A 23,301-nucleotide genomic window follows, 5' to 3' on the forward strand; every position below is an offset into this window, starting at 1 on the left:
CGTCGAACACGCCCTCATGGCCCGCCTGCGCTAGCCGGTCCCCGGCGGTCCCTGTACGCGCCCTGAGGAACGGCCCCCTCGGCTCCTTGTCGGAGCCGAGGGGGCCGTTCCCGTGTGCGGACGTCCCGGCCACCGGGCTGTGTGCGTGCGGGGGCGCGGCGGGGGGCGCCTGCGGCGGGCTTGTCCCCTCCCCCGCCGCTCCCTTAGCCGGGGGCTCCGCCCCCGGGCCCCCGCGCCTCAATCGCCGGCGGGGCTGCATGTGCCACAGCCGGCCCGTCCGGGCGTTCCCCCGGGCGAACCCAGCGAACCCAGGAGGAGACTGGGGGCCACCGCACGGCCCGCCGCCCGGATCGCCGGCTGCGGCTGAAGAACCCACCCCGTCCGACGACACCCGCCCCGCCCCGCAGGCCCGCAGAGGCACGGCCCCGCCCTGATCACCCCTCTGCGAGTTCGCGCATCCAGCCCATCCGACCGCCCCTGCCCGCAGGCCCGCAAGGGAACGGCCACCGCACGGCCCCACGCCCCGATCGCCGCTGCAGCTCGGAAATTCAGCCCATCCGACGACACCCGCCCCGGCCCGCAGGGGAGCGGCCCGGCCACGGCCCGCCGCCCCGACCCACACCTCAGGGACTCCAAGCCCGCCGGGCGTCCCCTTGCGAAGCCCAGGGGGATCGAGGCACTCCTCGTACGCCCGGTGGCCCGGGGGTAGCCCCACTCAGGCGCTACCGGTCCGGGCGGAGTCCGGTCTGTGGAAGCGCCTCAACCCCCGTGGGGGATTCGCCGCGCGTCGGACACGGCGGAAGGCCCCGCACACCACAGGTGTGCGGGGCCTTCCGGGTCAGGGCGTCAGCCCTGCCAGCTGTGGGACGGCTGGAAGCCGCGCTGGCGCTCCAGGCGGCGCCAGCCCGCCGTCGTGCGGCCGCGGTGGGTCGGCGCCGCCGTCGGCTGGGACGCGGCGCGGGCCATCAGCACCGCGGTGATCGCCGCCAGCTCCTCGGGCTCGGCGTGGCCCTTCTCGACGCGGACGACGGACGAGGGGTCGGTAGGAGTGCTCATGGGTCGGGCTCCAGTCCTGTCGCAGGGTTACTGCGGGGGGTTGCCGTGCTTGCGGGACGGCAGGTCGGCGTGCTTCGTGCGGAGCATGGCGAGGGAGCGGATGAGCACCTCGCGCGTCTCGGCCGGGTCGATCACGTCGTCGACCAGGCCGCGCTCCGCGGCGTAGTAGGGGTGCATGAGCTCGGCCTTGTACTCCTTGACCATGCGCGCGCGCATGGCCTCGGAGTCCTCGGCCTCGGCGATCTGCTTGCGGAAGATGACGTTGGCCGCGCCCTCGGCGCCCATCACGGCGATCTCGTTGGTGGGCCAGGCGTAGGTCAGGTCGGCGCCGATGGACTGCGAGTCCATGACGATGTACGCGCCGCCGTACGCCTTGCGCAGGATGAGCGAGATCCGCGGGACGGTGGCGTTGCAGTACGCGTACAGGAGCTTGGCGCCGTGGCGGATGATGCCGCCGTGCTCCTGGTCGACGCCCGGCAGGAAGCCGGGCACGTCCAGCAGCGTGACGATCGGGATGTTGAAAGCGTCGCACATCTGCACGAAGCGCGCGGCCTTCTCGGACGCCTCGATGTCGAGGACGCCGGCCAGCGACTGCGGCTGGTTGGCGACGATGCCGACGACCTGGCCGTCCAGCCGGGCCAGGGCGCAGATGATGTTGCGCGCCCAGCGCTCGTGGATCTCCAGGTAGTCGCCGTCGTCGACGAGCTCCTCGATCACCTTGTGCATGTCGTAAGGACGGTTGCCGTCCGCCGGGACCAGGTCCAGCAGCACGTCCGAGCGGCGGTCGGCCGGGTCTTCGGAGGCGACGGCCGGCGGGTTCTCGCGGTTGTTCTGCGGGAGCATCGACAGCAGGTAGCGGACCTCCGCGATGCACGTCTCCTCGTCGTCGTACGCGAAGTGCGCGACGCCCGAGGTCTCCGCGTGGACGTCCGCGCCGCCCAGGCCGTTCTGGGTGATCTCCTCGCCGGTGACAGCCTTGACGACGTCGGGGCCGGTGATGAACATCTGTGAGGTCTCGCGGACCATGAACACGAAGTCGGTCAGCGCGGGCGAGTACGCCGCGCCACCGGCGCAGGGGCCGAGCATCACCGAGATCTGCGGGATGACTCCCGAGGCGCGCGTGTTGCGCTGGAAGATGCCGCCGTACCCGGCGAGGGCGGACACGCCCTCCTGGATGCGCGCTCCGGCACCGTCGTTCAGCGACACCAGCGGCGCACCCGCCGAGATCGCCATGTCCATGATCTTGTGGATCTTGGTGGCATGGGCCTCGCCCAGCGCGCCGCCGAAGATCCGGAAGTCGTGCGCGTAGACGAAGACCGTCCGGCCCTCGACCGTGCCCCAGCCGGTGACGACACCGTCGGTGTACGGCTTCTTGGCCTCCAGGCCGAACCCGCTCGCCCGGTGTCGGCGCAGCTGCTCGACCTCCTTGAACGAGCCCTCGTCCAGCAGCAGCTCGATGCGCTCACGGGCGGTCAGCTTGCCCTTGGCGTGCTGCGCCTCGGTCGCCCGGTCACTCGGGCCGCGCAGCGCCTGCTCGCGCAGGGCGTGCAGCTCGGCCACGCGGCCACGCGCGTCGGCCGGCTCGCCGGCGTCGGTCGGCTCGCTGGTGGTCTGGTCCAAAACGGTCATGCCTCGACCCTACGGAGGGAGCCAAGAAAACCGTGCCGTCGACTCTGTACAGTCTCGCGACCGTTCTCCTGTGGGCCTCTGACAGAACCATTTCGTGCAGAGCGCCAACCACCAGCTCGGTGCGGTCTTTGATTGTGCGGGTCCAACAACACCGACCGGGGTGAGTCGACTCACAGGAAGGTGTCGCGCCTGCGCTGGTCGGGTTAATTTCCGGGGCGAGGCCGGCGGCGGACCCACCGTACCGGGGGCCGGAAGAGGGCAGTCCCCGTCCGTCCGCGCTGCGGACGGACGGGGACGTGGGGCCGGAGGCAGGGAGGGTCAGCCGTCGCAGTGGAAGCGGGCGGCCCCCCAGTCCGCGTGGTCGTTGCCGTTTCCGTCGCCGCCGTCGCCGACGACCAGCTGGACGTAGTCGGCGCCGGTCACGTCCGCGGTCAGGGACCAGGCCGGATCGGCTGCCTTCAGCACGGGCGAGGCGGCCTTCTCGGCGCCGTCCGCGAGCACGCTGAACCGGACGGTGCCGCGCGTGGTCTGGACGTCGTCCACCCCCACCGCGGCGGTGAAGGAGGCGCACCGGCCGCCCAGGTAGTAGCGGATCCTGGCGGGGGCGTGGCTGCCGAGGCCCTTGTCGTAGGTCACTCCCCCGATCCGCAGCGGGCCTCCGTCACCCGCGCCGGTCTCGCCGTTGGACCGGTCGCGCTCGACGGGTCCCCAGCCGTTCTGGGCGGATGCCCAGTCCAGGTCGCTCGCCCAGGTGTCGGCGGTGGGCGGCGGCGGAAGGGTGCGCACGGACGTGGTGGCGGTCAGCTTCCGGTTCGTGCCGCCGACCGTGTACGCGGCCGTCGCGCCGACCGGATACGTCCGGTACGCGGCGTCCGCCGGCGGCGTCACCTGCCACGTACCGGTGACCTTGCCGCCCGGCGCGACCGATGCGAAGGTCACCGGCCCCACGGGCTCGGCCGTCCAGCCCTCGGGCAGCGCGAGCGCCAGCGCCACGTCGCCTGCGGCGGTCGCCTCGTCATTGCCGAACGCGGCCCTGACCTCGTTCTTCCTGCCCGGTGCGAGGGTCTCGGGAGCGGTCACCGCGAGGGTGCCGCAGGCGGCCCGTTCAGTGGCGGGGCCCAGGTCGGTGACCGTGAAGCCGTCCAGCACGAAGTCCGCGCCGTCCGGGGCGTCCGCGCGCTTGCGCAGGCCCGTCCAGGTGTCGCCACAGCCCGCGGTGGCCGTCTCGGAGAAGTGCCCCGTGGTGCTCCGGGCGCCGATCGGCGTGCGGCGCCGCTCCACGGAGCCCCCGATGGCCCGGTCGTACCCGGTCACCCACTCGTAGGCCCCGGCGTGACTCGACTGGTAGTCGTACTCCACGCGGTAGGTGCGGCCGTGCTTCATCGGCACGGTCCACGGCGCCGTCCGGTAGACGAGTCCGCTGTTCTCGTCGTGCGACTTGAGGGACTCCTTGCCGCCGAGGACGTCGTCGATCGGCTTCCCGTTCCACCCGGCCTGCGTGTACGGGGCGTGCAGTTGGCTGATGTGGGTGCGCGGATCATTGGCGCCGCCCGCGTCGCCCTTGAGGAACGGGCCCCAGCCCTGGTCGACGGCCTCGAAGTCCTCGTGGACGAGCGCACCCTGCTTGCCGGCGGGCGCGTTCGCGACCACCCGGACGTCGTCGACGCGGACACGGGCCGTGCTGCCCGCGGCGGTCCCGACGCGCAGTGTGGTGGCGTCGGCGGGTGCGGTGAAGGTGACCTTGGCGCGCTGGAAGGAGGTGCCGTGCCGGTCGGACGCGGCGATCGTGTTCTTCACCGTGGAGCGCTCGACGACGACGGACGTGCCGCCGGCGGACAGCATCGTGCGGCGGGAGCTGCCCGGCTCGACCTCGATCCAGGCGGACGCGGTGTACCGCTTGCCGGCTTCGAGGCCGTCGATCCGCTGGGAGAGCGAGGCGGCGGCCTCGCCGGTCAGCGCGGCGCTGTTGCGGCCCTGGCCGTCGGTGTCGCGGGTGACCGTGCCCCGCTTGGTCCACGCGCCGAGCGAGGCGTCGTTGAATCCGGGGTCGGCGACATGGCCGCCCTCGCCCCATCGGGCGTCGCGCTGTTCAGGCGCGCGGTCGGGGTAGAGCACGTACGGCTGCCCCGCCTGCGCGGTGAGGGTGACCTTTCCGTTCGCTGGGCGCACGGTCCCGGTCTTCACCCGGCCGTTGTCGGTGAGCTTGTAGACGGTGTAGTAACCCTGCCCCGGTACGGCCCAACTGCTGGTGCCACCCGCCTGGTTGTAGTGGTAGAGCTTGGTGCCGTCGCCCCACGGCAACAGGTAGCGGTCGCCGTCGAGGACCTTGCGGCCGTGGTCGTAGAAGGTGCGGCGGCCGTCCTCCACGGTGCCGCGCAGCCCGCCGGTGAAGGTGATGTCATTGCCCTCCCAGCGGGTGATCCGCTCCTGCTGGAGGTACTTGGCGGGCAGATTGCGCTGCCACACGTTGTCGTAGAAGGCGCTCCAGTCGGTCTCGCCGGTCCAGCCTTCGAATTCCTCCAGGACCGTCTGGCCGAGGACCGGGTGGCTGTTCCAGATGTCCTTCTCGCCGTTGCGGATGAAGCGGATGATCTGGGAGTTGAGGCCCTTGTTGGTGGCGCCGCCGTAGTCGAGGTCGTTGGCCCAGTGGGACCAGAGCGAGGCCCGCTCGAACTTGTCCGCCCACTCGGTGCCGACGTTCCAACCCTGCTTCTGCACGGCCTCGATGGTCTTGTCGGCGATCCAGCCGTGTGTGTAGTAGACGTCGATGTAGAGGAAGTTCAGGTTGGCGTCGGTCTCGTCGCGCAACTGCCGGAAGCGGCGGGCGAGATCACCGCTGTTGAGGTCGCGGCGCTGGTCGATGTAGTAGCTCTGGTTGAGCCAGTTCCAGCCGGGCTTCGTCTTGTCGACGAGGGTCTCGCTGAAGTGGTTCGCCTCGGGGTAGGACTCGGTGGCGTTCACGTGCACGCCGAAGGTCGCGCCCCACTTCCTGCCCGACTTCAGGAGCGTGTTGAGGTCCGTCAGACCGCCGGCGCGCTTGTTGTGGTTGCCGCCGTAGTCGGGGTGCGCGGAATCGTGTCCCTCGGAGCCGTAGCCCTTGAGCACGGCGAGCTGACCGAGGCCGTCGGTGGCCAGGGAGACGCGCTTGACGTCGTCGAGGGTGCGCAGGAACGGGTGCGTCGCCTGGCTCGCGAAGTTGAACGGGATGTGGGTGACGACCCGGTCCGGGGTGTCCTCGCTGCCGGGCGCCGTGATGCCGATCGAGCGGAAGGCGACGGCGCCGTCCTGCCAGTCGACCTGCCGGTCGCCGTTGGCGTCGGGGGTGACGACGACCTTCGCCCAGGGCAGGTTCTCGCCGCTCTCGGGTGCGGGCGCTCCGTCGCCGCGGTAGGTCCACTGGCCGGAGGAGACGCCGACGCGCACCGAGGCGTCGGTGTCCTTGCGGGCCTGGTGCCACAGGCGCGCGTCGTCGCCGCCGGTGGCGCCGCTCGGCCTGTCGTACGAGGAGTTGGACTCGACGGCGGCGGCGAGCGAGGCGGTGTTGACGATGGCGTACGTGGCGCCGACGGGGGCCGCCTCGGCGGGGGTGGCCGCGGTGACCTCGGCGAACACGTCGGCGGTCCGGGTGGAGTCGGGGTCGAGCCGGGTGAACGCGGTGGCCGCCCCCTCCTCCGTACTGCCGACGGAAACGAGGTCGTGGCCGGGTATGTCGAGGGTGCCGACGCGGAAGGCGTCGGTGTCGCGGACGGCGGTGATCTTGAAGGTGACGGCGCGGCCGGACACCGACACGACGGTGTCGATCTCGACGCCGGGCAGGTCGGGGAAGACGAGCGTGTGCCGCACCGCGGCGGCATCGACACGGGGCGCCCCCGCCGGGCGGACCGGGTACGGCTTGCCGTTGAGGGTGATCTCGGTGACGGGGCGGGTGCTGCCGAGCAGCGACGCTCCGGAAGCGCGGTCGGTGTACGAGAGCACGCGGGGGAAGTCGTCGGCGACGGTGACCGCGAGTGGGCCGGAGGTGATGACCGGCCCGGTGCCGGCCGGGGTCACGGCGGCGGGTCCGTCGGCTCGGGCCGCGGCCGGCTGGAAGGTCCCGGCCAGGACGAGCACGGCGCAGGAGGCGGCGGCCGTGGCACAGGCCGCGCGGAATCTTTGAGGCATGGGGACCTGAGTAGCCCCGGCCCTCGGGGGCGTCAACGAACCGGGGCGCCGAGGGACGCCGCAGTCCAACAACCCCCGTCGGTGAGTCCAAGTCGGCTGGTGACACGGGGGACGTTTCTCCCGCGGGGCCGCGCCGACCGCAGGGGCGGGAACGACTTACCCGAAGATGTTGAATATTGAACGGAATAGGTCTACAGTCGATTTCATTGAAGCTTAAACAACATGCCGGAGCCCCTCCGGCGTCCGTCCCCAAGGAGCAGTCATGGGCCTCTTCACCCGCAGGAACAACGACTCCGCAACCGCCACCGCCACCGCGGTCGCCACCGTCGACCCCGCGCTCGCCGCCCTCAGCGGTGACTACACGATCGACCCCGCCCACAGCAGCATCGGCTTCACCGTGCGGCATGCGATGGTGACCAACGTCCGCGGCAGCTTCGGCTCCTACGAGGGCGCGCTCAGCCTCGACGGCACCGACCCCTCGCGCTCCTCGGCGGCCATCGACGTCGACATCGCCAGCGTCGACACCGGTATCGCCGACCGCGACGGCCACCTGCGCGGCGGCGACTTCTTCGACGCCGAGAACTTCCCGAAGATGACCTTCCGCTCCACCGCCGCCGAGCAGGTGGGCGGCGACAGGTACCGGATCACCGGCGACCTGACCATCAAGGACGTGACGCGGCCGCTCTCCATCGACCTGGACTTCCAGGGCTCCGCCACCGACGTCTACGGCAACGAGCGTGCCGGCTTCGAGGGGTCCACCGAGATCCTGCGCTCCGACTGGGGCCTGACGTGGAACGCGGCGCTGGAGGCCGGCGGCGTGATGGTCAGCGACAAGGTCAAGCTGACGTTCGACATCTCCGCGATCAAGAACGCACCGCAGGCCGCCTGACCCCCGCAGCACCGCAGGCCGCCTGACCCCCGCAGCACCTCTGGCCCGACCCACGAGCGCGCCCGCCCTGCCGACCGCCTCGGCACGGCGGGCGCTCGGTCGTGGGCGACGAGGTCACAGGCCACCTGCGTACAGCCGTCGGCTGGGCGAGCCGACGCCCGGCCGGCAGGGCCTTGGGGACCGGTCGGTCAGCCAGTCGGCGTGCATTCCGTACGTGCTGCCGCCCTGTGCCGTTGCGCGCTCCCGAAGCGCGCCGCTCCCGTGGGGGCAGGGCACCGCGCGCAAGCAGGGCACCGCGCGCAGGGGCCAGGGCGCCGCGCTAGAAGCCACCGCCGTCGAAACCGCCGAAGCCACCGCCGTCGAAACCGCCTCCGCTGCCGAAGTCCCCGCCGCCGAAGTCCGAGGCGTCGAAGTCGGCTCCGGAGAAGTCGCCGCCGCCGTACTCACCGCCGCTGAACTCGCCGGCTCCATAGTCGGCCGCGTACGCCGGTGTGGCGAGCATGTTGCCGAGCATCGTGCCCAGCAGCAGGCCGGGCAGGATGCCGCCGCCGAAGTAGCCGCCCGCCCAGGGGCCGTAGGCCGGGCCCGCCTCCCAGTAGGGGCGGCGGCCGTATCCGGTCTCCACGGTGCGGGACATCGGCTCCATGCCCTCCTCGAGCCGGGCCGCGTCGGCGGCGCACACGGGGACGTCCCGGGCCGCGGCGCCGCTCGCGGGCATCCACGAGATGTCCTTGACCGAGGGGCCGTGGCGCGGATCGAAGAAGCACGGCGGGCGGCGTTCGGGGAGGGGTCGCCCTTCACGGCGGGCCGTGAGGACGGCGAGGGAGTGGCGGCCGTCGTTCAGGGCCTCGGTGACCCCGCGGACGTCACCCGGGTGCCCGGCCGCTCCCATGCGCGACTTCGCCGTGTCGTACGCGTCGAGGGAGCGCTCGTAGTCGGCGCGCATGGCGTCGTCCGCGCCCTTCTCGGAGGGGTGGAAGTCCAGCCGGTCGAGCTCCTCGCCGAAGGCGGTGATGTCCTCGTCGACGACCACGCGGAGCTTGTCGAGTGCGGCACGCTCCTCCTCGGCCTTGCGGCGGCGCTTGGTGCGCGCGACCGCGTAGGCGCCCGCGCCGCCCGCGGCGACGATGGCACCCAGGGCGATCAGGGCGCCGGCGTTGACGCCGTCGTCCACGGCACCCGGGTCCCAGGAGGCCGGCGCGCTGCCGCGCACCTGGGTCAGGGCCTGATCGACGAAGCTCTCCAGGTGCGCGGACGCGTCGGTGGATCCGCCGGCTCGCACCGCTGCGGCGAGATTGTCGACGGCCTGGACGGACATCACGCTCCGGTCGGCCCCTGCATCGAAGCCGTCGCCGAGCCGGACCCCGTAGAGGCCGGTGATGCCGGTCTCGGTGCGCAGGTTGACCAGCAGGTCGTCCGGCGGGAACTCCGCGGTGGCGGGGAGGACCGCGACGAAGACGGGCTTGTCCGCCTTCTCGATCTTCTCGGCGAGCGCGGCGGCCTCGGACTGCGAGACCTGGCCGCTCATGGCCGGGTGGACGTAGACGGGCCCCTGCTTCAGGGCGGCGGCGGCGTCGGACAAGCCTGCGGCCCTGGCGACGGAGGCCGGGACCAGGATCAGGAGCAGCATGAGCGTCAGCCCCGCGAGGGCCGACACAAGGGTGAACGGCCGTGTCCTCATACATCGAAGCTACCCGAACAGGGGCGAAGGAGACATAGCCCCCAGGTCCCCGGTTCCCCGGGCCCGGAGACCGGCAGTAGCAGCGCCGGTCCACGGGCGCGCAGACCGGCGCGGGGCCGAGGCGCCGGCGGCGGCATCCCCCGGATACCCTCGTCGGCGGCCGCGGTCAGGTGATCCGGTAGGCCGCGGCCCGGGGGTCTGCTTGGCGACCGCACCCGTGAGGTCACCGGTCGGCAGCAGATGGTCCCCCTCGGCGAACGGCTTCGCCGACGCCTCGGTGATGCCGGAGCCGATCTCTGCTGGACGATCAGCCGTGCCCTGCCGTCCAGCTCCCCGGCCTCTGCGGTCCCGCCCCCGGCCGCCGGGAGGGACCTTCGCCGCGATACCGATGGCCTTGAGCGTGTGCCCGCCGCCGCCCGGCGAGCCCCGGGTCATGTGCCCCCGGCCGTACGGAAATGCGGGTCGTACGACGCGTCCCCCACGTTGACCGGCAGCTTCTCCTCGGACCTGAGCCACGTCACGGGAGCTGCCCGGTGAACGGGGAGCTGCCCGGTGAACGGCCGCTTGTCGTACAGGACATCCGCGATGCCGCCGCCCTCGGCGCAGGGCCGAGCGCCCACGAGCGCGGCGGGTGGCCCGGCGCACCGGGCCGCCCCCCTTGCGTACTACTGCGTCGGCTCGACGCCCGCGCGCAGCAGACCGTAGGTGTACGCGTCCTCCAGGGCCTGCCACGACGCCGCGATGATGTTGTCCCCCACGCCGACCGTGGACCAGTCGCCGGTGCCGTCGCCCGTGGAGATCAGGACGCGGGTCGTCGATCCCGTGCCGTGACGGCCCTCCAGGATGCGGACCTTGTAGTCGATCAGCTCCAGCTTCGCCAGCTGCGGGTAGATCTTCTCCAGCCCGACCCGGAGCGCCTGGTCGAGGGCGTTGACCGGGCCGTTGCCCTCGGCCGTGGCGACGATGCGCTCGCCCTTGGCCCACAGCTTGACCGTGGCCTCGTTGGCGTGGCTGCCGTCGGGGCGGTCCTCGACGATCACGCGCCAGGACTCGGTGCGGAAGTAGCGCCGGGCGCGGCCCTCCGCCTCCTCGCGCAACAGCAGCTCGAAGGACGCGTCGGCGGCCTCGTACGTGTAGCCCTGGAGCTCACGCTCCTTGACGCGCTCCACGACCCGGCCGACCAGGTCGCGGTCGCCGCCGAGGTCGATGCCGAGCTCCTTGCCCTTCAGCTCGATCGAGGCGCGTCCGGCCATGTCGGACACCAGCATGCGCATGGTGTTGCCGACCAGCTCGGGGTCGATGTGCTGGTACAGGTCCGGGTCGACCTTGATCGCGGAGGCGTGGAGTCCGGCCTTGTGCGCGAAGGCCGATACCCCCACATAGGGCTGGTGGGTCGTGGGCGTCAGGTTGACGACCTCGGCGATCGCGTGCGAAACGCGGGTCATATCGGCGAGCGCGCCCTCGGGGAGGACCTTCTTGCCGTACTTGAGCTCCAGCGCAGCCACGACCGGGAACAGGTTGGCGTTGCCCACGCGCTCGCCGTAGCCGTTGGCGGTGCACTGCACGTGCGTGGCCCCGGCGTCGACCGCGGCGAGCGTGTTGGCCACCGCGCAGCCGGTGTCGTCCTGGGCGTGGATGCCCAGCCGGGCGCCGGTGTCCGCGAGGACGGTGGAGACGACGGCCTGGATCTGGGCGGGCAGCATGCCGCCGTTGGTGTCGCACAGGATGACGACGTCGGCGCCGGCGTCGTGCGCGGTCCGCACGACGGCCTTGGCGTACTCGGGGTTCGCGCGGTAGCCGTCGAAGAAGTGCTCGCAGTCCACGAACACCCGGCGCCCCTGCTCGCGCAGGTACGAGACCGTGTCGCGGACCATCTCCAGGTTCTCGTCCAGTGTGGTGCGCAGCGCCAGCTCGACATGGCGGTCGTGCGACTTGGCGACCAGGGTGATCACGGGGGCACCGGAGTCGAGGAGCGCCTTCACCTGCGGGTCGTCGGCAGCGGTCGACCCGGCGCGGCGGGTGGCGCCGAAGGCGACGAGCTGGGCGTGCCGGAAGGTGATCTCCTTCTGGGCGCGGGAGAAGAACTCGGTGTCGCGGGGGTTGGCCCCCGGCCAGCCGCCCTCGATGAAGCCCACGCCGAAGTCGTCCAGGTGCCGGGCGATGGTCAGCTTGTCCGCGACCGTGAGGTTGATGCCCTCGCGCTGGGCACCGTCGCGCAGCGTCGTGTCGAAGACATGGAAACTGTCGTCGACCTGGGTGTCCTGGGCGTTGGTGGTCATGCTGTCCTGACTCCTGTCGGATGAGTGGCTCCGGAATGTCTGGCTCCACTTGCCCCCATCATCGCGTGCGCCTCGTTCCCGGCCATGGGTGAGGCCGAAAAACGAAAAAACCCCTCGCGGGTGCGAGAGGTCTGCGCGCGGGTCTGGGGCACGGTGCCGCCTGCCGCGGGATTGCTGTCCACGGGTCAGCGGTCACTGCGGACCGGCGCGCTGTTGCCGATAATCATGGCGAACGAGAGCACGGTGGCAGTGTGCCACAGGTGAGGGCGGGGCCGGACAGGAGTCTCACGATGCGGTCGCCCGGTCCGGGCTCTCTCCCGCTCCCAGGCCCCCGTCCGGGCACTATCTCGCTCCCACGCCTCCGTCCGGGCTCCCTCGCGGTCCGCCGCTCCGCCCGTCGGAGGCGGCCCCGTCGGAAGCTCGCCCCGGCCCCCGGTTGCGTCTTACGCCGGCGTGGCCGGACTCAGCTCATGAGCGCGTCCTCGATGAACTCCCGCACATGCGCGAGCACCTGCTCGCGCCCGGTGCCGGGTATCCCCACGGCGACATGGACGCTGAACCCGTCGAGCAGCGCCCGCAGCCGCGCCGCGAACCGGTCGGCATCCACCGCGCGGAACTCGCCGCGTGAGACGCCCTCCGCGACGAGGGCGACCAGGTCCCGGTGCCAGGCGCCCTCGATGGCCGCCTGCCGGCCGCGGGCGTCGGCGTCGGCGCTCTGGGAGCGGTTCCAGACCTCCAGCCACAGCGTCCAGTGCGGGTCGCGCGGTCCGTCGGGCACATACAGGTCGACGTAGGCGTCGAGCCGCTCGCGTGACGGCGCCTGCCGGGACAGCAACGCGCTGCGCTCGGCGCCGAGCCGGCCCTCGCTCCACTCCAGGGTCTGGAGCAGGAGTTCGTCCTTGGTGCGGAAGTAGTAGAGGAGGTGGCCGCTGCTCATTCCGACCTCGCGCCCGAGCCCGGCCATGGTGAGCCCTTCGAGGCCGCGCTCGGCGATGGTGTCCATGGCGGCGGCGAGCAGGGCCTCGCGCGGGGGCGCCACATTGCGGCGGCGGGATGCGGGAGTCATACGGCGACCGCCGGGAAGGATGCGTTCACTCGTACGTTCTACCTGATCGTCCGCCGCCGCCCGGCCATTCGGTCCCACAGCGTCCCGCCGGTCTCAGACCTTCGGCTGCTGCTGCGTGATGCAGTGGATGCCGCCGCCGCCCGCGAAGATCGTCCGCGCGTCCACCAGCGTCACCGTCCGGCCCGGGTAGAGCCGGCGGAAGATGCCCGCCGCGCTCTCGTCCCGCGGGTCGTCGAAGGCGCACAGCACCACTCCCCCGTTGCAGACGTAGTGGTTGATGTACGAGTAGTCGACCCACTCGCCGTCCTCGTCGCGCAGGACCGTGGGCGCAGGAACCTCCACGACCTCGATCCGGCGCCCCTTCGCGTCCGTCTGCGCCTTCAGGAGCTCGACGTTCGCCTTGCAGAGCTCATGGTCGGGGTGCGCCGGGTCGGGCTGGGTGTGGGCGACCACGATGCCCGGGCCGGCGAACGCCGCCACGATGTCGACATGGCCGCGGGTGCCGTACATGCCGTAGTCGCCTGTGAGGCCGCGCGGCAGCCATATCGCCTTTGTCGTGCCGAGGCGGGCGTGGATCTCGTTCTCCACCTGCTGCCGGGTCCAGCCGGGGTTGCGTTCGACACCGAGCTGGACCGTGTCGGTGAGCAGGACGGTGCCCTCGCCGTCGACGTGGATCGCGCCGCCCTCGTTGACCAGCGGGGAGGCGTGGACGGGGACGTCCACGAGATCGGACACATGGCGGGCGATCTTGGAGTCGTGCTCCCAGCGCGCCCAGTCCGCCGCGCCCCAGCCGTTGAACACCCAGTCCACCGCGGCGAGTCGCGTGCCGTCGCTGACGAACGTGGGGCCGATGTCGCGCATCCAGGCGTCGTCCAGGTCCCGTTCGACGACCTCGATCTCCGGGCCGAGCAGATCTCGGGCAAAGGACGACTGGCCGGTGCCCGCGATCACGGTGACCGGTTCGAAGCGGCGTACGGCTTTGGCCACGGCGGCCCAGGCGGCCCGGGCCTCGGTCAGCTCCCCGTCCTCTCTGAACGTGGGGTTGGGGCCGGGCCAGGCCATCCAGGTGCGCTCGTGGGGGGCCCATTCGGCCGGCATGCGGAAGGTCACGTCACGTCCTAGAGGAAGTAGAGGCGGTTGAGGGAAATGGATTCAGCGGGTTCGGAGCGGATCGGCTCGCCGTCCAGCGAGACCAGTCCGGTCCCGCCGTCCACCGAGACGTCTCCGACACGGGAGTTGAGCAGCAGGTCGCTAGGCCCTATGCCGCGCGTGCCGCGTACGGCCACCCGGCGCCGGCGGGTCGGCATCCCGTCGCCCCCGAGAGCGACGGCCGCCTGGGCGACGAACGCCACCGAGATCTCGGCCGGGGTGGCCCCGTACGCGCCGAACTGCGGGCCGAGCACGAGCGGTTCGCAGGTGTCGGTGGCGGCGTTGGGGTCACCGGTGACGCCGTAGGCCGGAAATCCGGACTTGAGGACCAGCTGCGGCTTGGCGCCGAAGAACTCCGGCCGCCACAGCACGATGTCGGCCATCTTGCCGACCTCGATGGAGCCGATCTCGTGCGCGAGACCGTGGGCGATCGCGGGGTTGATGGTCAGCTTGGCCATGTAGCGCAGGACGCGGGCGTTGTCGTCGTGCGCCCCGTCGCCGTCCATCGGCCCGAGCTCGGCCTTCATCTTGCCGGCCATGGCGAAGGTGCGGCGCACCGTCTCGCCCGCGCGGCCCATGCCCTGCGCGTCCGAGGACGTGATGCCGATGGCGCCGACGTCGTGCAGCACGTCCTCCGCGCCCATCGTCCCTGCCCTGATCCGGTCGCGGGCCATCGCCGCGTCCCCGGGCAGGTCGGTCTTCAGGTCGTGAACGGAGACGATCATGCCGTAGTGCTCGGCGACCGCGTCCCGGCCGAAGGGCAGCGTGGGGTTGGTGGAGGAACCGATGACGTTCGGCACGCCCGCCATCTTCAGGACGTTGGGTACGTGTCCGCCGCCGCAGCCCTCGATGTGGAAGGCGTGGATCGTCCGGCCGTCGAGGACGCGCAGGGTGTCCTCGACCGACAGGCATTCGTTCAGGCCGTCACTGTGCAGGGCGACCTGCACATCGTGCTCCTCGGCCACGCGCAGCGCCGTGTCCAACGCCCGGGTGTGGGCGCCCATGTCCTCATGGACCTTGAAACCGGACGCGCCGCCCTCGGCCAGGGCCTCCACCAGCGGTGCCGGGTCGGAGGAGGAACCGCGCGCCAGGAAGCCGATGTTCACGGGCCAGACGTCGAAGGCGTTGAAGGCGTGCTTCAGCGCCCAGGGCGAGTTGACGCCCACGCCCCACACCGGGCCGAACTCCTGGCCGATGACGGTGGTGACACCGGAGGCGAGCGAGGCCTCCATGATCCGCGGGGAGAGCAGATGGACGTGGGTGTCGACGGCGCCCGCGGTCGCGATCATGCCCTCGCCGGAGACGATCGACGTGCCGGTGCCGACGACGACGTCCACGCCGTCGAGCGTGTCCGGGTTGCCGGCTCGCCCGATCGCGTGGATACGGCCCTCGCGGATGCCGATCGAGACCTTGCGGATGCCCTGCACGGCGTCGATCACAAGAACGTTGCTGATGACGACGTCGCAGGTCTCGCGTACGGCGGCGGCCTTGAGGTGCAGTCCGTCGCGGGCGGTCTTGCCGAAGCCGGCCAGGAACTCGTCGCCGGGCTTCTGCGCGTCCGACTCGACGCGCACGACCAGTCCCGAGTCGCCGAGGACGACCCGGTCCCCGGCGCGCGGCCCGTGCACCGATGCGTACTCGTAGGGGTCCATCAGGGGGCCTCCGTTCCCAGGTAGCCGCAGGCCGCCGCACGCCGCAGGGCCTCGTCCTTCGCGCCGGGCGCGTCCAGCGGGCCGTCGACCAGGCCCGCGAAGCCGATGGCGATGCGGTCGCCGCCGATGGGCACCAGGCCGACCTCGGCCTCGCCGCCGGGGTCGAAGCGGACCGACGAGCCGGCCGGGACGGCGAGCCGCATGCCGAAGGCTGCGGCCCGGTCGAAGCGCAGGCGCGGGTTCGCCTCGAAGAAGTGGAAGTGCGAGGTGACGCTGACGGGCACGGTCGCGGTGTTGCGCACCGTCAGCCGCAGGGCCGGCTCGCGCTCGTCGTATGCGGGGCCCGGCAACAGCGCGCCGGGGGCCTGCTCGCCGCCGGCGGGCGCCCCGATGGGATCGGAGACGACCGCGAGCCGGGAGCCGTCGTCGAAGACGGCCTCGACGTGGACCTCGGTGACGACGTCCGCGACGCCTGGCAGGACGTCGTCGGGGCCGAGCACCGAGCGGGCCGCCTCGATCGCCTCGGCGAGCCGCCGGCCGTCGCGGGCCGCCTCGCAGACGGTGTCGGCTATGAGCGCGGTCGCCTCGGGGACGTTGAGCCGCAGTCCGCGGGCACGGCGCGCACGGGCCAGCTCGGCGGCACCGAACAGCAGCAGCCGGTCCCGCTCGGTCGGGGTCAGTCTCACGTCACCACACCTCCAAGTTTGAGTGACACTCTAACAAGCAGCTGCTATCGAACGAAACCATTGACTTACACCTTGGTATCGCTCACATTGAGCAGCATTCAATTAGAGCAGCACTCAAACCGAGAGCAGAGAGGCGAGCCGTATGCCGGTGGAACAGCGTGGAGTCGACACCATTCCGGAGTCGGAGCGCACCAGCACCCCCAGGGACCTCATATCGATCCTGCTGGGATCCAACCTCTGCCTGGGGGTGATCGTCTTCGGCTGGCTGCCCGTCTCCTTCGGCCTCGGCCTGTGGCCCGCGGTCACCTCCGTGGTGGCGGGCACCATCGTGGGCGTCGCGGTCACCGCCCCGCTCGCCCTCGTGTCCCTGCGGACGGCGACCAATCTCTCCACATCCAGTGGCGCGGCCTTCGGCGTCCGCGGCCGCCTCGTCGGCTCCGTCGTCGGCCTGCTGCTCTCGCTCGGATACACGGCCCTGACGCTGTGGATCGGCGGCGACGTGATGCTCGGGACGCTTGCCCGGATCGCCGGGGTGTCCACCGGCGGCGTCGCCCACACCGTGGTCTACGCGCTGCTCGCCGCCTGCACGGTGGTCGGTGCGGTGTACGGCTACCGGCTGCTGCTGCGCCTGAGCCGGATCCTCGCGGTCGGCATGACGGTGCTGCTGCTCCTCGGCCTGGTGGCCTACGCCCCCGATCTGACCACCGCCGCCCCGCCGGACACCCCCTACCTGCTCGGCTCGTTCTGGCCGACCTGGCTGCTGTCCGCCGTCGCCGCCGGCCTGAGCGGCCCCATCGCCTTCATCACCCTGCTCGGCGACTACACCCGCTACATCTCGCCCGAACGGCACAACCCGCGCACGGTCCTGCGGGCGACGTGTGTGGGCCTGACGGCCGGCCTGCTCGTGCCGCAGCTGTTCGGTACGTACACCGCGCTCGCCGCCCGCGCCGGGCTGGACTACGCGGGGCCGCTGGTCGCCGCCTCCCCCGCCTGGTACGTCATTCCGCTGCTGATCGCCGCGGCGGCCGGGTCGGTCGGCAACGCCGGTCTGATGCTGTACTCCATGGGCCTCGACCTGGACGCGATCCTGCCGAAGGCGACGCGCACCCGGGCCACGCTCGTCGTCGCCGCCGTCGCGACGGGGTTCGTCTTCGCCGGTCACTTCGTGTGGGACGCGCAGTCCGCGATGACATCGTTCGTGCTGCTGCTGACCGCGATCGGCACCCCCTGGGCGGTCATCACGCTGATGACCCACGTCCGCTGCGGCGGCGAGTACGACGCGGAGGCGCTCCAGGTCTACAACCGGCGTGCGCGCGGCGGCGTCTACTGGTTTCGCGCCGGCTGGCACCCGCGCGCCACGGCGTCCTGGGCGCTGGGCGCGCTGGTCGGCCTGTTCTCCGTCTCCACCCCGCTGTACGAGGGTCCGCTGCTGCCCCTGACCGGCGGTGTGGACTGCAGCTTCATCCTGTCCGGCCTGGTCGGCGGCGTCGCGTACGCCGCACTGGGCACCCGTACGCAGCAGGCCCCGCAGCCTGCGGTGCAGAGTGCGGGGCCCGGGGCATGAGCCGTGCGTCAGCCGTGCTCGTGGGGTCCGGTGGGTCCGGACTCAGCCGAGCGCGTGGGATCCGATGGGATCCGGACTCAGCCGAGCGCGTGGGATCCGATGGGATCCGGACTCAGCCGAGCTCGTGGGTCCAGCCGTGGACGTCCTCGGCCCTGCCCGTCTGGATGTCCAGCAGTGCCTTGCGGAGCTTCATCGTGACCTCGCCCGGCTCGCCGCCGGACTGCGTCCACTCGCCGCCCGCGGACTTCACCCTGCCGACGGGTGTGATGACCGCGGCGGTGCCGCAGGCGAAGACCTCGGTGAGCGTGCCGTTCTCGGTGTCGGTCCGCCACTGGTCGATGGAGACCCGGCCCTCCTCGGACGTGTAGCCGAGGTCCTTGGCGAGCTGGAGGAGCGAGTCACGGGTGATGCCCGCGAGCAGGGAGCCGGTGAGCTCGGGCGTGACGATCCTGTCGCCGTACACGAAGTACAGGTTCATGCCGCCCAGCTCCTCGACCCACTTGTGCTCGACGGCGTCGAGGTAGGCGACCTGGTCGCAGCCCTTGGCGGCCGCTTCGGCCTGGGCGAGGAGGGAGGCGGCGTAGTTGCCGCCGGTCTTGGCGTCGCCCATGCCGCCGGGGACGGCGCGCACGCGGTCCTCGGAGAGCCAGATCGAGACGGGCTTCACGCCGCCGGGGAAGTACGCGCCCGCAGGCGAGGCGATGACGATGAAGAGGTACTCGTTGGACGGGCGGACGCCGAGCCCGACCTCGGTGGCGATCATGAACGGGCGCAGGTAGAGCGACTCCTCGCCGCCGTGCGCCGGCACCCACGCCTTGTCCTGCTCGACGAGCGCGTCACAGGCCGCGATGAACAGGTCGACGGGCAGCTCGGGCATGGCCAGGCGGCGGGCCGATGACTGGAAGCGCCTGGCGTTGGCCTCGGGGCGGAAGGTGACGACCGAGCCGTCGGGGCGGCGGTAGGCCTTGAGGCCCTCGAAGATCTCCTGCGCGTAGTGCAGGGTCATGTTGGCCGGGTCGATGGAGAGCGGCGCGTACGGGACGAGCTCGGCGTCGTGCCAGCCGCGGCCCTCGGTCCACTTGATCGTCACCATGTGGTCGGTGAAGTGGCGGCCGAATCCCGGATTGGCCAGGATCGCCTCGCGCTCCGCGTCGGTCAGGGGGTGCGAGGAGGGCTTGAGCTCGATCGTGGGCGTCGTCATGAGTGCAGTGTCCTTCACCGGTTGTTGTGATGGACCGCGCTCACGCCGACTGCTTGGACGTCCGAGCAGTCGCCGGCTGACGCGGCCCACGTTCGATTATCGCGTGCGTGGGACCGGTCAGGGAACGGCGTGGGTGCGGCCCAGGGTTCGATGGTGGCACCCGGTGGCCGCACAGGAAAAGCCGCCGGGCGCAGTGGGAATGCGACCCGGCGGCTTCTGGGGGGTCCGGGGACTCCCCGGATGAAGGTGGTCCGGCGGGTCAGCTCGCTACTCGTACCGCGAGCGCGTCGCCGATCTCGTCCGTCGTGCGGACCGTGCCGGAGGTGCGCTCGGCCAGGTCGGCGGCTACCGCGTCCTCGACGCGGACTGCCTCCTTCTCGTAGCCCAGGTGCCGCAGCAGCAGGGCGACGGACAGGATGGTGGCCGTCGGGTCCGCCTTGCCGGTGCCCGCGATGTCGGGCGCCGAGCCGTGGACGGGCTCGAACATCGACGGGAACGCGCCCGTCGGGTTGATGTTGCCGGAGGCTGCCAGGCCGATGCCGCCGGTCACGGCAGCGGCGAGGTCGGTGAGGATGTCACCGAAGAGGTTGTCGGTGACGATGACGTCGAAGCGCTCCGGCTGGGTGACGAAGAAGATCGTCGCGGCGTCGACGTGCAGATAGTCGGTGGTGACCTCGGGATACTCCTGGCCGACCTTGTCGAAGATGTTCTTCCACATGTGGCCCGCGTACACCAGGACGTTGTTCTTGTGGACGAGCGTCAGCTTCTTGCGGGGGCGGGCGTTCGCCCGCTCGTACGCGTCACGGACGACACGCTCGACGCCGTGGGCGGTGTTGAGGCTGACCTCGGTGGCGACCTCGTGCTCCGTGCCGGTGCGCAGGGAGCCGCCGTTGCCCGTGTAGGGGCCCTCGGTGCCTTCACGGACGACGACGAAGTCGATGTCCGGGCGGCCGGCGAGCGGGGTCGGCGTGTTCGGGAAGAGCTTCGACGGACGCAGGTTGATGTAGTGGTCGAAGGCGAACCGCAGCTTCAGCAGCAGGCCGCGCTCCAGCACGCCGGACGGCACCGAAGGGTCGCCGATGGCGCCGAGCAGGATCGCGTCGTGACCCTTGAGGGAGTCGAGCTCCGCATCGGGGAGCGTCTCCCCCGTGCGGTGCCAGCGGCGGGCGCCGAGGTCGTACTCCTTGGTCTCCAGCTTCACATCCTGCGGGAGGACGGCGGCGAGGACCTTCAGGCCCTGTGCCACGACTTCCTGGCCGATGCCGTCACCGGGGACTACTGCGAGATTGATGCTGCGAGACATGTCGGCACCCTACTCCCGGTCCCATTGCTTGACACGCCGCGTCCACGATGTGGACCCCCGTGTCGGCCGGAGACGTTACGGCGATCAGTGGCCGGTCGAGCCGCCGTTGTCCCGGCGGTCGAGGGCGCGCTGCAGGGCCGCGGCGGCGTTCCTGCGGTCGGTCTCGCTGGTGCGGGAGGAGTGGCGGACGCGGCGGACGGTCTCAGCGGGCATGGTGATCGACTCCTTGGAATCAGAAGAGATTTCGAAGGCGCCGGAAGGGGCGGGGAGCGTGCCGCAGGGGTTGCCTGCCTCAGGCACGGGCTCATGGCCGCCATTCGCTGGATCGAGCGAGACGTTCGGCTCCTACAAAGCTAGGCCAGCCACGCGCTCCTGTCTCCACAATTACTCGGACTTCCTACTATCTGAGACGTGATCATCGTCGGACGCGGTGAAGGTCGGGTAGCTCAGCCACCTAGGTTGTATACCTATCTAGCTGGTGGCGGGACGCTGTACCCGGTGCTCAACCGGCTCGAGCAAGCCGGGCTCGTGGTGGGCGAGTTCAGGGCCGCGGAGCGCGGGCCCGGACGCCGCTACTACCGCCTCACCGACCAGGGGCGGGGACGTCTGGCCGCCGAGAGCGGGGCCTGGCTCGACTTCCACACGGCTGTCAGGGACAAGCTGTCCGCAGGGGGAACACCATGACCACCGACCACACCGGCTACTTCGAGGAACTCGCCTCCGCGCTGCGCGCGGCGCAGGTCCCTGAGGAGCGGACCGCCGTGACCGTCGCGGACCTGACCGCCTATCTGGCGGAGACGGGCACCGCGCCCGAAGAGGAGTTCGGCCCGGCAGCGGCCTTCGCCGCACAACTGGGCACCGCCACACCCGCGGTGACCGGGCCGCCCGGCGAGGCGGAGACCTGGACATGGACGGCCGACGTCTACAACGACCGCCGGCTGCTCGCGCTCCACGGCGACCAGGGCTGGGAGGTGGAACGCCTGGACGCACTCGGCCGGTTCGTGTGCCGGCGCACCCCCGGCACCGCGCTCCGCTGGGAGTACCGCCGCGAGATCGTGGGCGGCCGGCGCGAGGAGGTGCTCGGCCGACTCGTTCCGGAGGGCTGGGAGCCGTGCGGCGAGTGGTTCTTCTACGCGTATTTCAAACGCCCCGAGGCGGCGAGCGCCGGCCCGGCCGCCACACTCGACACACTGCCGACGCGGCCGGCGCGGTCGTGGTACATCGGCGTCAAGGGGTGGGCCGTCAGTGCGGGTTGGCTGGTGGCCGTGGTGGTGATCCTGGTCGCGTACTACAGCCGCCACGTGGACTTCGCGGTCGCGTTCCCGGTGTTGCTGGCGGGGACGTTCGGCATGACGTACTGGGTCAGGCGCACGGTCGCCAGGAGCAGCGACGCGGCGACCTGACCGGCGCCTCCCTCCCTCACCGCTTCCTGGAGCGGGGGCGAGGACACCGCGCCAAGCTCGATACAGCCGCGGGGGCCCGCCTTCACGCGCCGGCGCAGGGGGAGGGAGTCCGGGGCGGGAAGGGGGCGGGGAGGGGGCCGGCTCCGCGCAGCGGCCCCGCCACCCCGCCCCCGCGGCGCGGCCGCGTCAGAGCCTGCCGCCGGTGAGGCGGGAGAGGGGGCCGCGCCGGCGCAGCCCGGCCCGGCGGCCGAGCGCGTACGAGCCGGCCACCGCGGTGGCGACACCCGTACCCGCCCCGGCCACTATGGCCTTGCGCGCCTTGACGAGGGTCCACACCGTCCCGGCCTTGCCGACGGTCGCGCCCACCACGGCGGAGGCTGCGTGCTGGACGGTCCGGGCCGCCGATGCGGCCTTCTCGGTGGCCGCGCCGCCGATGCCCTGGGCGACTTCCCCGGTACGGCGAGCGGCGTCCTGCGCCTTGGCGGACGTCGTGGCCGGAGCGTCGGCAGCGGCCCGGGCCCCTCTCTGCGCGGCGGCGGTCGCCTTCTTCGTCGTACGTGCCTGTGTCGTCTTCTTCTCGGTCTCAGCCATGCCGTTCGGGTATCCGCCCTCGCCGTCCGCAAACTGAGCCGCCGTCACGGAGCGTCGAGGCCCCACGCCCGTTTTCGCCGTGACGGCCCGGGCATCCGCGTACCGGAGGTGGCCCATGAACGCACGTACGATGACGATCCACGGCCGGGCGGGTGCCCGCCGGGTGGCGAACAGTTCCGTCGTCGAATCTGCCGCGCGTTGGGGGTTCGTGGCGCGGGGAGTTATCTACCTGCTCGTCGGGGTGCTCGCCCTGCACATCGCCTTCGGCGACGGCGGCCGGCAGGCCGACCGGGGCGGTGCTCTCGCCGAACTGTCCGAGCAGCCGTTCGGCTCCCTGCTGCTGTGGACGCTGGGGGCCGGACTGGTCGGCATGGCGCTGTGGCGACTGTCGGAGGCGCTGTTCGCAGCGGGCGGAGCCGATGGCCACAGGACCGGCAAGCGACTGCTGTCGGCGGGGCGTTGCCTCTTCTACGCGTTCGTCGCCTACTCGGTCCTGGCGTTCGCCGCGGGCGAGAGCGGGAGCGGCTCGAGCGACAAGCAGTCCCAGGACGTGACGGCCCGGGCGCTGGAACTGCCGGCCGGGCAGTGGATCGTCGGCGTGGCCGGTGCCGGCATAGTCGTCGCCGGTGCCTGGGTGGCCGTGCGCGCGGCGCTGCGCAAGTACGGCAAGCATCTCAAGCGGGGCGCCATGTCCCGCCGGGCACGGCAGTTCGTCGACGTGACGGGTGTCGGCGGCGGCGTGGCACGTGGCTTGCTGTTCGCGGCTGTCGGCGTGTTCCTGGTGCGTGCCGCGATCGCCTATGAGCCGGACCGGGCGAAGGGCTTCGACGACACGCTGCGCTCGTTCGCCGGGACCCCGGCCGGTCCGTGGCTGCTGGTGCTGGTGGCCGCCGGTCTGGTGCTGTTCGGCTTCTTCTCGTTCGGCATGGCGCGCTGGCGCCGGGTCTGAGCGAGGCAGCACGTCGGCGCCCGGGACGGGCGAGGCAGGCCG

The 23,301-nt window shown here is 71.8% G+C and carries 18 protein-coding genes and 1 pseudogene; 5 read left to right on the forward strand and 14 right to left on the reverse strand.

What is annotated here, in order from left to right; translation table 11 throughout:
• Positions 1-846 precede the first annotated feature (846 nt).
• The 3 genes from J7E88_RS24775 to J7E88_RS24785 all read right to left on the reverse strand — a co-directional run bounded on the left by J7E88_RS24775 (position 847) and on the right by J7E88_RS24785 (position 6,846).
• Positions 847-1,056 (reverse strand): acyl-CoA carboxylase subunit epsilon, encoded by a 210-nt coding sequence (locus J7E88_RS24775; RefSeq protein ID WP_215184750.1) that lies wholly within the window; start codon positions 1,054-1,056, stop codon positions 847-849.
• A 27-nt stretch (positions 1,057-1,083) separates the two neighbouring features.
• Positions 1,084-2,685 (reverse strand): acyl-CoA carboxylase subunit beta, encoded by a 1,602-nt coding sequence (locus J7E88_RS24780; protein WP_215184752.1) that lies wholly within the window; start codon positions 2,683-2,685, stop codon positions 1,084-1,086.
• Positions 2,686-3,003: 318 nt separating this feature from the next.
• Positions 3,004-6,846 (reverse strand): endo-alpha-N-acetylgalactosaminidase family protein, encoded by a 3,843-nt coding sequence (locus J7E88_RS24785; protein WP_215184754.1) that lies wholly within the window; start codon positions 6,844-6,846, stop codon positions 3,004-3,006.
• A gap of 262 nt (positions 6,847-7,108) precedes the next feature.
• Between J7E88_RS24785 and J7E88_RS24790 the strand changes: the two genes are divergently transcribed.
• Positions 7,109-7,735: a YceI family protein gene (locus J7E88_RS24790; protein ID WP_215184756.1), complete on the forward strand. Its 627-nt coding sequence runs from the start codon at positions 7,109-7,111 to the stop codon at positions 7,733-7,735.
• 319 nt (positions 7,736-8,054) lie between these two features.
• Here J7E88_RS24790 and J7E88_RS24795 read toward each other — a convergent pair whose 3' ends face one another.
• From J7E88_RS24795 to ureA, 7 genes are all read right to left on the reverse strand, one after another.
• On the reverse strand, positions 8,055-9,416 hold the full coding sequence (locus J7E88_RS24795) for a hypothetical protein (protein WP_215184757.1): 1,362 nt from the start codon (positions 9,414-9,416) through the stop codon (positions 8,055-8,057).
• A 431-nt stretch (positions 9,417-9,847) separates the two neighbouring features.
• A complete protein-coding gene (locus J7E88_RS24800) occupies positions 9,848-10,036 on the reverse strand; it encodes a hypothetical protein (protein WP_215184759.1) in 189 nt (62 codons plus the stop codon).
• Positions 10,037-10,081: 45 nt separating this feature from the next.
• Positions 10,082-11,695 carry a citramalate synthase gene (cimA, locus tag J7E88_RS24805; protein WP_215184761.1) on the reverse strand — a complete coding sequence of 538 codons (1,614 nt, stop codon included), beginning with the start codon at positions 11,693-11,695 and terminating at the stop codon, positions 10,082-10,084.
• Between the two features lie 463 nt (positions 11,696-12,158).
• Positions 12,159-12,761 carry a TetR/AcrR family transcriptional regulator gene (locus J7E88_RS24810; protein ID WP_215184763.1) on the reverse strand — a complete coding sequence of 201 codons (603 nt, stop codon included), beginning with the start codon at positions 12,759-12,761 and terminating at the stop codon, positions 12,159-12,161.
• Positions 12,762-12,854: 93 nt separating this feature from the next.
• Positions 12,855-13,871 (reverse strand): agmatine/peptidylarginine deiminase, encoded by a 1,017-nt coding sequence (locus tag J7E88_RS24815; RefSeq protein ID WP_215184765.1) that lies wholly within the window; start codon positions 13,869-13,871, stop codon positions 12,855-12,857.
• Positions 13,872-13,879: 8 nt separating this feature from the next.
• Positions 13,880-15,562 carry an urease subunit alpha gene (locus J7E88_RS24820; RefSeq protein WP_215184767.1) on the reverse strand — a complete coding sequence of 561 codons (1,683 nt, stop codon included), beginning with the start codon at positions 15,560-15,562 and terminating at the stop codon, positions 13,880-13,882.
• Entirely contained in the window at positions 15,562-16,248 is a 687-nt protein-coding gene (gene ureA / locus J7E88_RS24825) for an urease subunit gamma (RefSeq protein ID WP_215184769.1), read from the reverse strand. Before ureA ends, J7E88_RS24820 begins: the two co-directional genes overlap by 1 nt.
• 142 nt (positions 16,249-16,390) lie before the next feature.
• Here ureA and J7E88_RS24830 point away from each other — a divergent pair, with 142 nt between their 5' ends.
• Positions 16,391-17,812: a cytosine permease gene (locus J7E88_RS24830; RefSeq protein ID WP_215184771.1), complete on the forward strand. Its 1,422-nt coding sequence runs from the start codon at positions 16,391-16,393 to the stop codon at positions 17,810-17,812.
• A 112-nt stretch (positions 17,813-17,924) separates the two neighbouring features.
• Here J7E88_RS24830 and J7E88_RS24835 read toward each other — a convergent pair whose 3' ends face one another.
• From J7E88_RS24835 to J7E88_RS36825, 3 genes are all read right to left on the reverse strand, one after another.
• On the reverse strand, positions 17,925-19,013 hold the full coding sequence (locus tag J7E88_RS24835; protein WP_215184773.1) for a branched-chain amino acid aminotransferase: 1,089 nt from the start codon (positions 19,011-19,013) through the stop codon (positions 17,925-17,927).
• 259 nt (positions 19,014-19,272) lie between these two features.
• Complete coding sequence (locus J7E88_RS24840; protein WP_215184775.1) at positions 19,273-20,316, reverse strand: 3-isopropylmalate dehydrogenase; 1,044 nt, start codon at positions 20,314-20,316, stop codon at positions 19,273-19,275.
• A gap of 84 nt (positions 20,317-20,400) precedes the next feature.
• Positions 20,401-20,529 (reverse strand): hypothetical protein, encoded by a 129-nt coding sequence (locus J7E88_RS36825; RefSeq protein WP_285427585.1) that lies wholly within the window; start codon positions 20,527-20,529, stop codon positions 20,401-20,403.
• A 267-nt stretch (positions 20,530-20,796) separates the two neighbouring features.
• Here J7E88_RS36825 and J7E88_RS24845 point away from each other — a divergent pair.
• Together J7E88_RS24845 and J7E88_RS24850 are read left to right on the forward strand one after the other, a co-directional pair.
• Positions 20,797-21,000: pseudogene (locus J7E88_RS24845) on the forward strand (PadR family transcriptional regulator); the annotation flags it as partial.
• Complete coding sequence (locus J7E88_RS24850; RefSeq protein WP_215184777.1) at positions 20,997-21,719, forward strand: hypothetical protein; 723 nt, start codon at positions 20,997-20,999, stop codon at positions 21,717-21,719. The pseudogene J7E88_RS24845 and the gene J7E88_RS24850, both read left to right, overlap by 4 nt.
• A 186-nt stretch (positions 21,720-21,905) precedes the next feature.
• Here J7E88_RS24850 and J7E88_RS24855 read toward each other — a convergent pair whose 3' ends face one another.
• Complete coding sequence (locus J7E88_RS24855) at positions 21,906-22,310, reverse strand: hypothetical protein (RefSeq protein ID WP_215184779.1); 405 nt, start codon at positions 22,308-22,310, stop codon at positions 21,906-21,908.
• 115 nt (positions 22,311-22,425) lie between these two features.
• Here J7E88_RS24855 and J7E88_RS24860 point away from each other — a divergent pair, with 115 nt between their 5' ends.
• Entirely contained in the window at positions 22,426-23,259 is an 834-nt protein-coding gene (locus J7E88_RS24860; protein ID WP_215184781.1) for a DUF1206 domain-containing protein, read from the forward strand.
• The last annotated feature ends 42 nt before the right edge of the window (positions 23,260-23,301 follow it).

The organism is Streptomyces sp. ISL-10 (assembly GCF_018614575.1).
Taxonomy (GTDB): Bacteria; Actinomycetota; Actinomycetes; order Streptomycetales; family Streptomycetaceae; genus Streptomyces.

Bases quoted from the DNA above. Each gene is read 5' to 3' on its own strand.
- J7E88_RS24835 (WP_215184773.1), bottom strand. From the start codon at position 19,013: ATGACGACGCCCACGATCGAGCTCAAGCCCTCCTCGCACCCCCTGACC.
- J7E88_RS24855 (WP_215184779.1), bottom strand. From the start codon at position 22,310: ATGGCTGAGACCGAGAAGAAGACGACACAGGCACGTACGACGAAGAAG.
- J7E88_RS24830 (WP_215184771.1), top strand. From the start codon at position 16,391: ATGCCGGTGGAACAGCGTGGAGTCGACACCATTCCGGAGTCGGAGCGC.
- J7E88_RS24775 (WP_215184750.1), bottom strand. From the start codon at position 1,056: ATGAGCACTCCTACCGACCCCTCGTCCGTCGTCCGCGTCGAGAAGGGC.
- J7E88_RS24795 (WP_215184757.1), bottom strand. From the start codon at position 9,416: ATGAGGACACGGCCGTTCACCCTTGTGTCGGCCCTCGCGGGGCTGACG.
- J7E88_RS24810 (WP_215184763.1), bottom strand. From the start codon at position 12,761: ATGACTCCCGCATCCCGCCGCCGCAATGTGGCGCCCCCGCGCGAGGCC.
- J7E88_RS24850 (WP_215184777.1), top strand. From the start codon at position 20,997: ATGACCACCGACCACACCGGCTACTTCGAGGAACTCGCCTCCGCGCTG.
- J7E88_RS36825 (WP_285427585.1), bottom strand. From the start codon at position 20,529: ATGCCCGCTGAGACCGTCCGCCGCGTCCGCCACTCCTCCCGCACCAGC.
- J7E88_RS24840 (WP_215184775.1), bottom strand. From the start codon at position 20,316: ATGTCTCGCAGCATCAATCTCGCAGTAGTCCCCGGTGACGGCATCGGC.
- J7E88_RS24860 (WP_215184781.1), top strand. From the start codon at position 22,426: ATGAACGCACGTACGATGACGATCCACGGCCGGGCGGGTGCCCGCCGG.
- J7E88_RS24790 (WP_215184756.1), top strand. From the start codon at position 7,109: ATGGGCCTCTTCACCCGCAGGAACAACGACTCCGCAACCGCCACCGCC.
- J7E88_RS24785 (WP_215184754.1), bottom strand. From the start codon at position 6,846: ATGCCTCAAAGATTCCGCGCGGCCTGTGCCACGGCCGCCGCCTCCTGC.
- J7E88_RS24820 (WP_215184767.1), bottom strand. From the start codon at position 15,562: ATGGACCCCTACGAGTACGCATCGGTGCACGGGCCGCGCGCCGGGGAC.
- cimA (WP_215184761.1), bottom strand. From the start codon at position 11,695: ATGACCACCAACGCCCAGGACACCCAGGTCGACGACAGTTTCCATGTC.
- J7E88_RS24780 (WP_215184752.1), bottom strand. From the start codon at position 2,685: ATGACCGTTTTGGACCAGACCACCAGCGAGCCGACCGACGCCGGCGAG.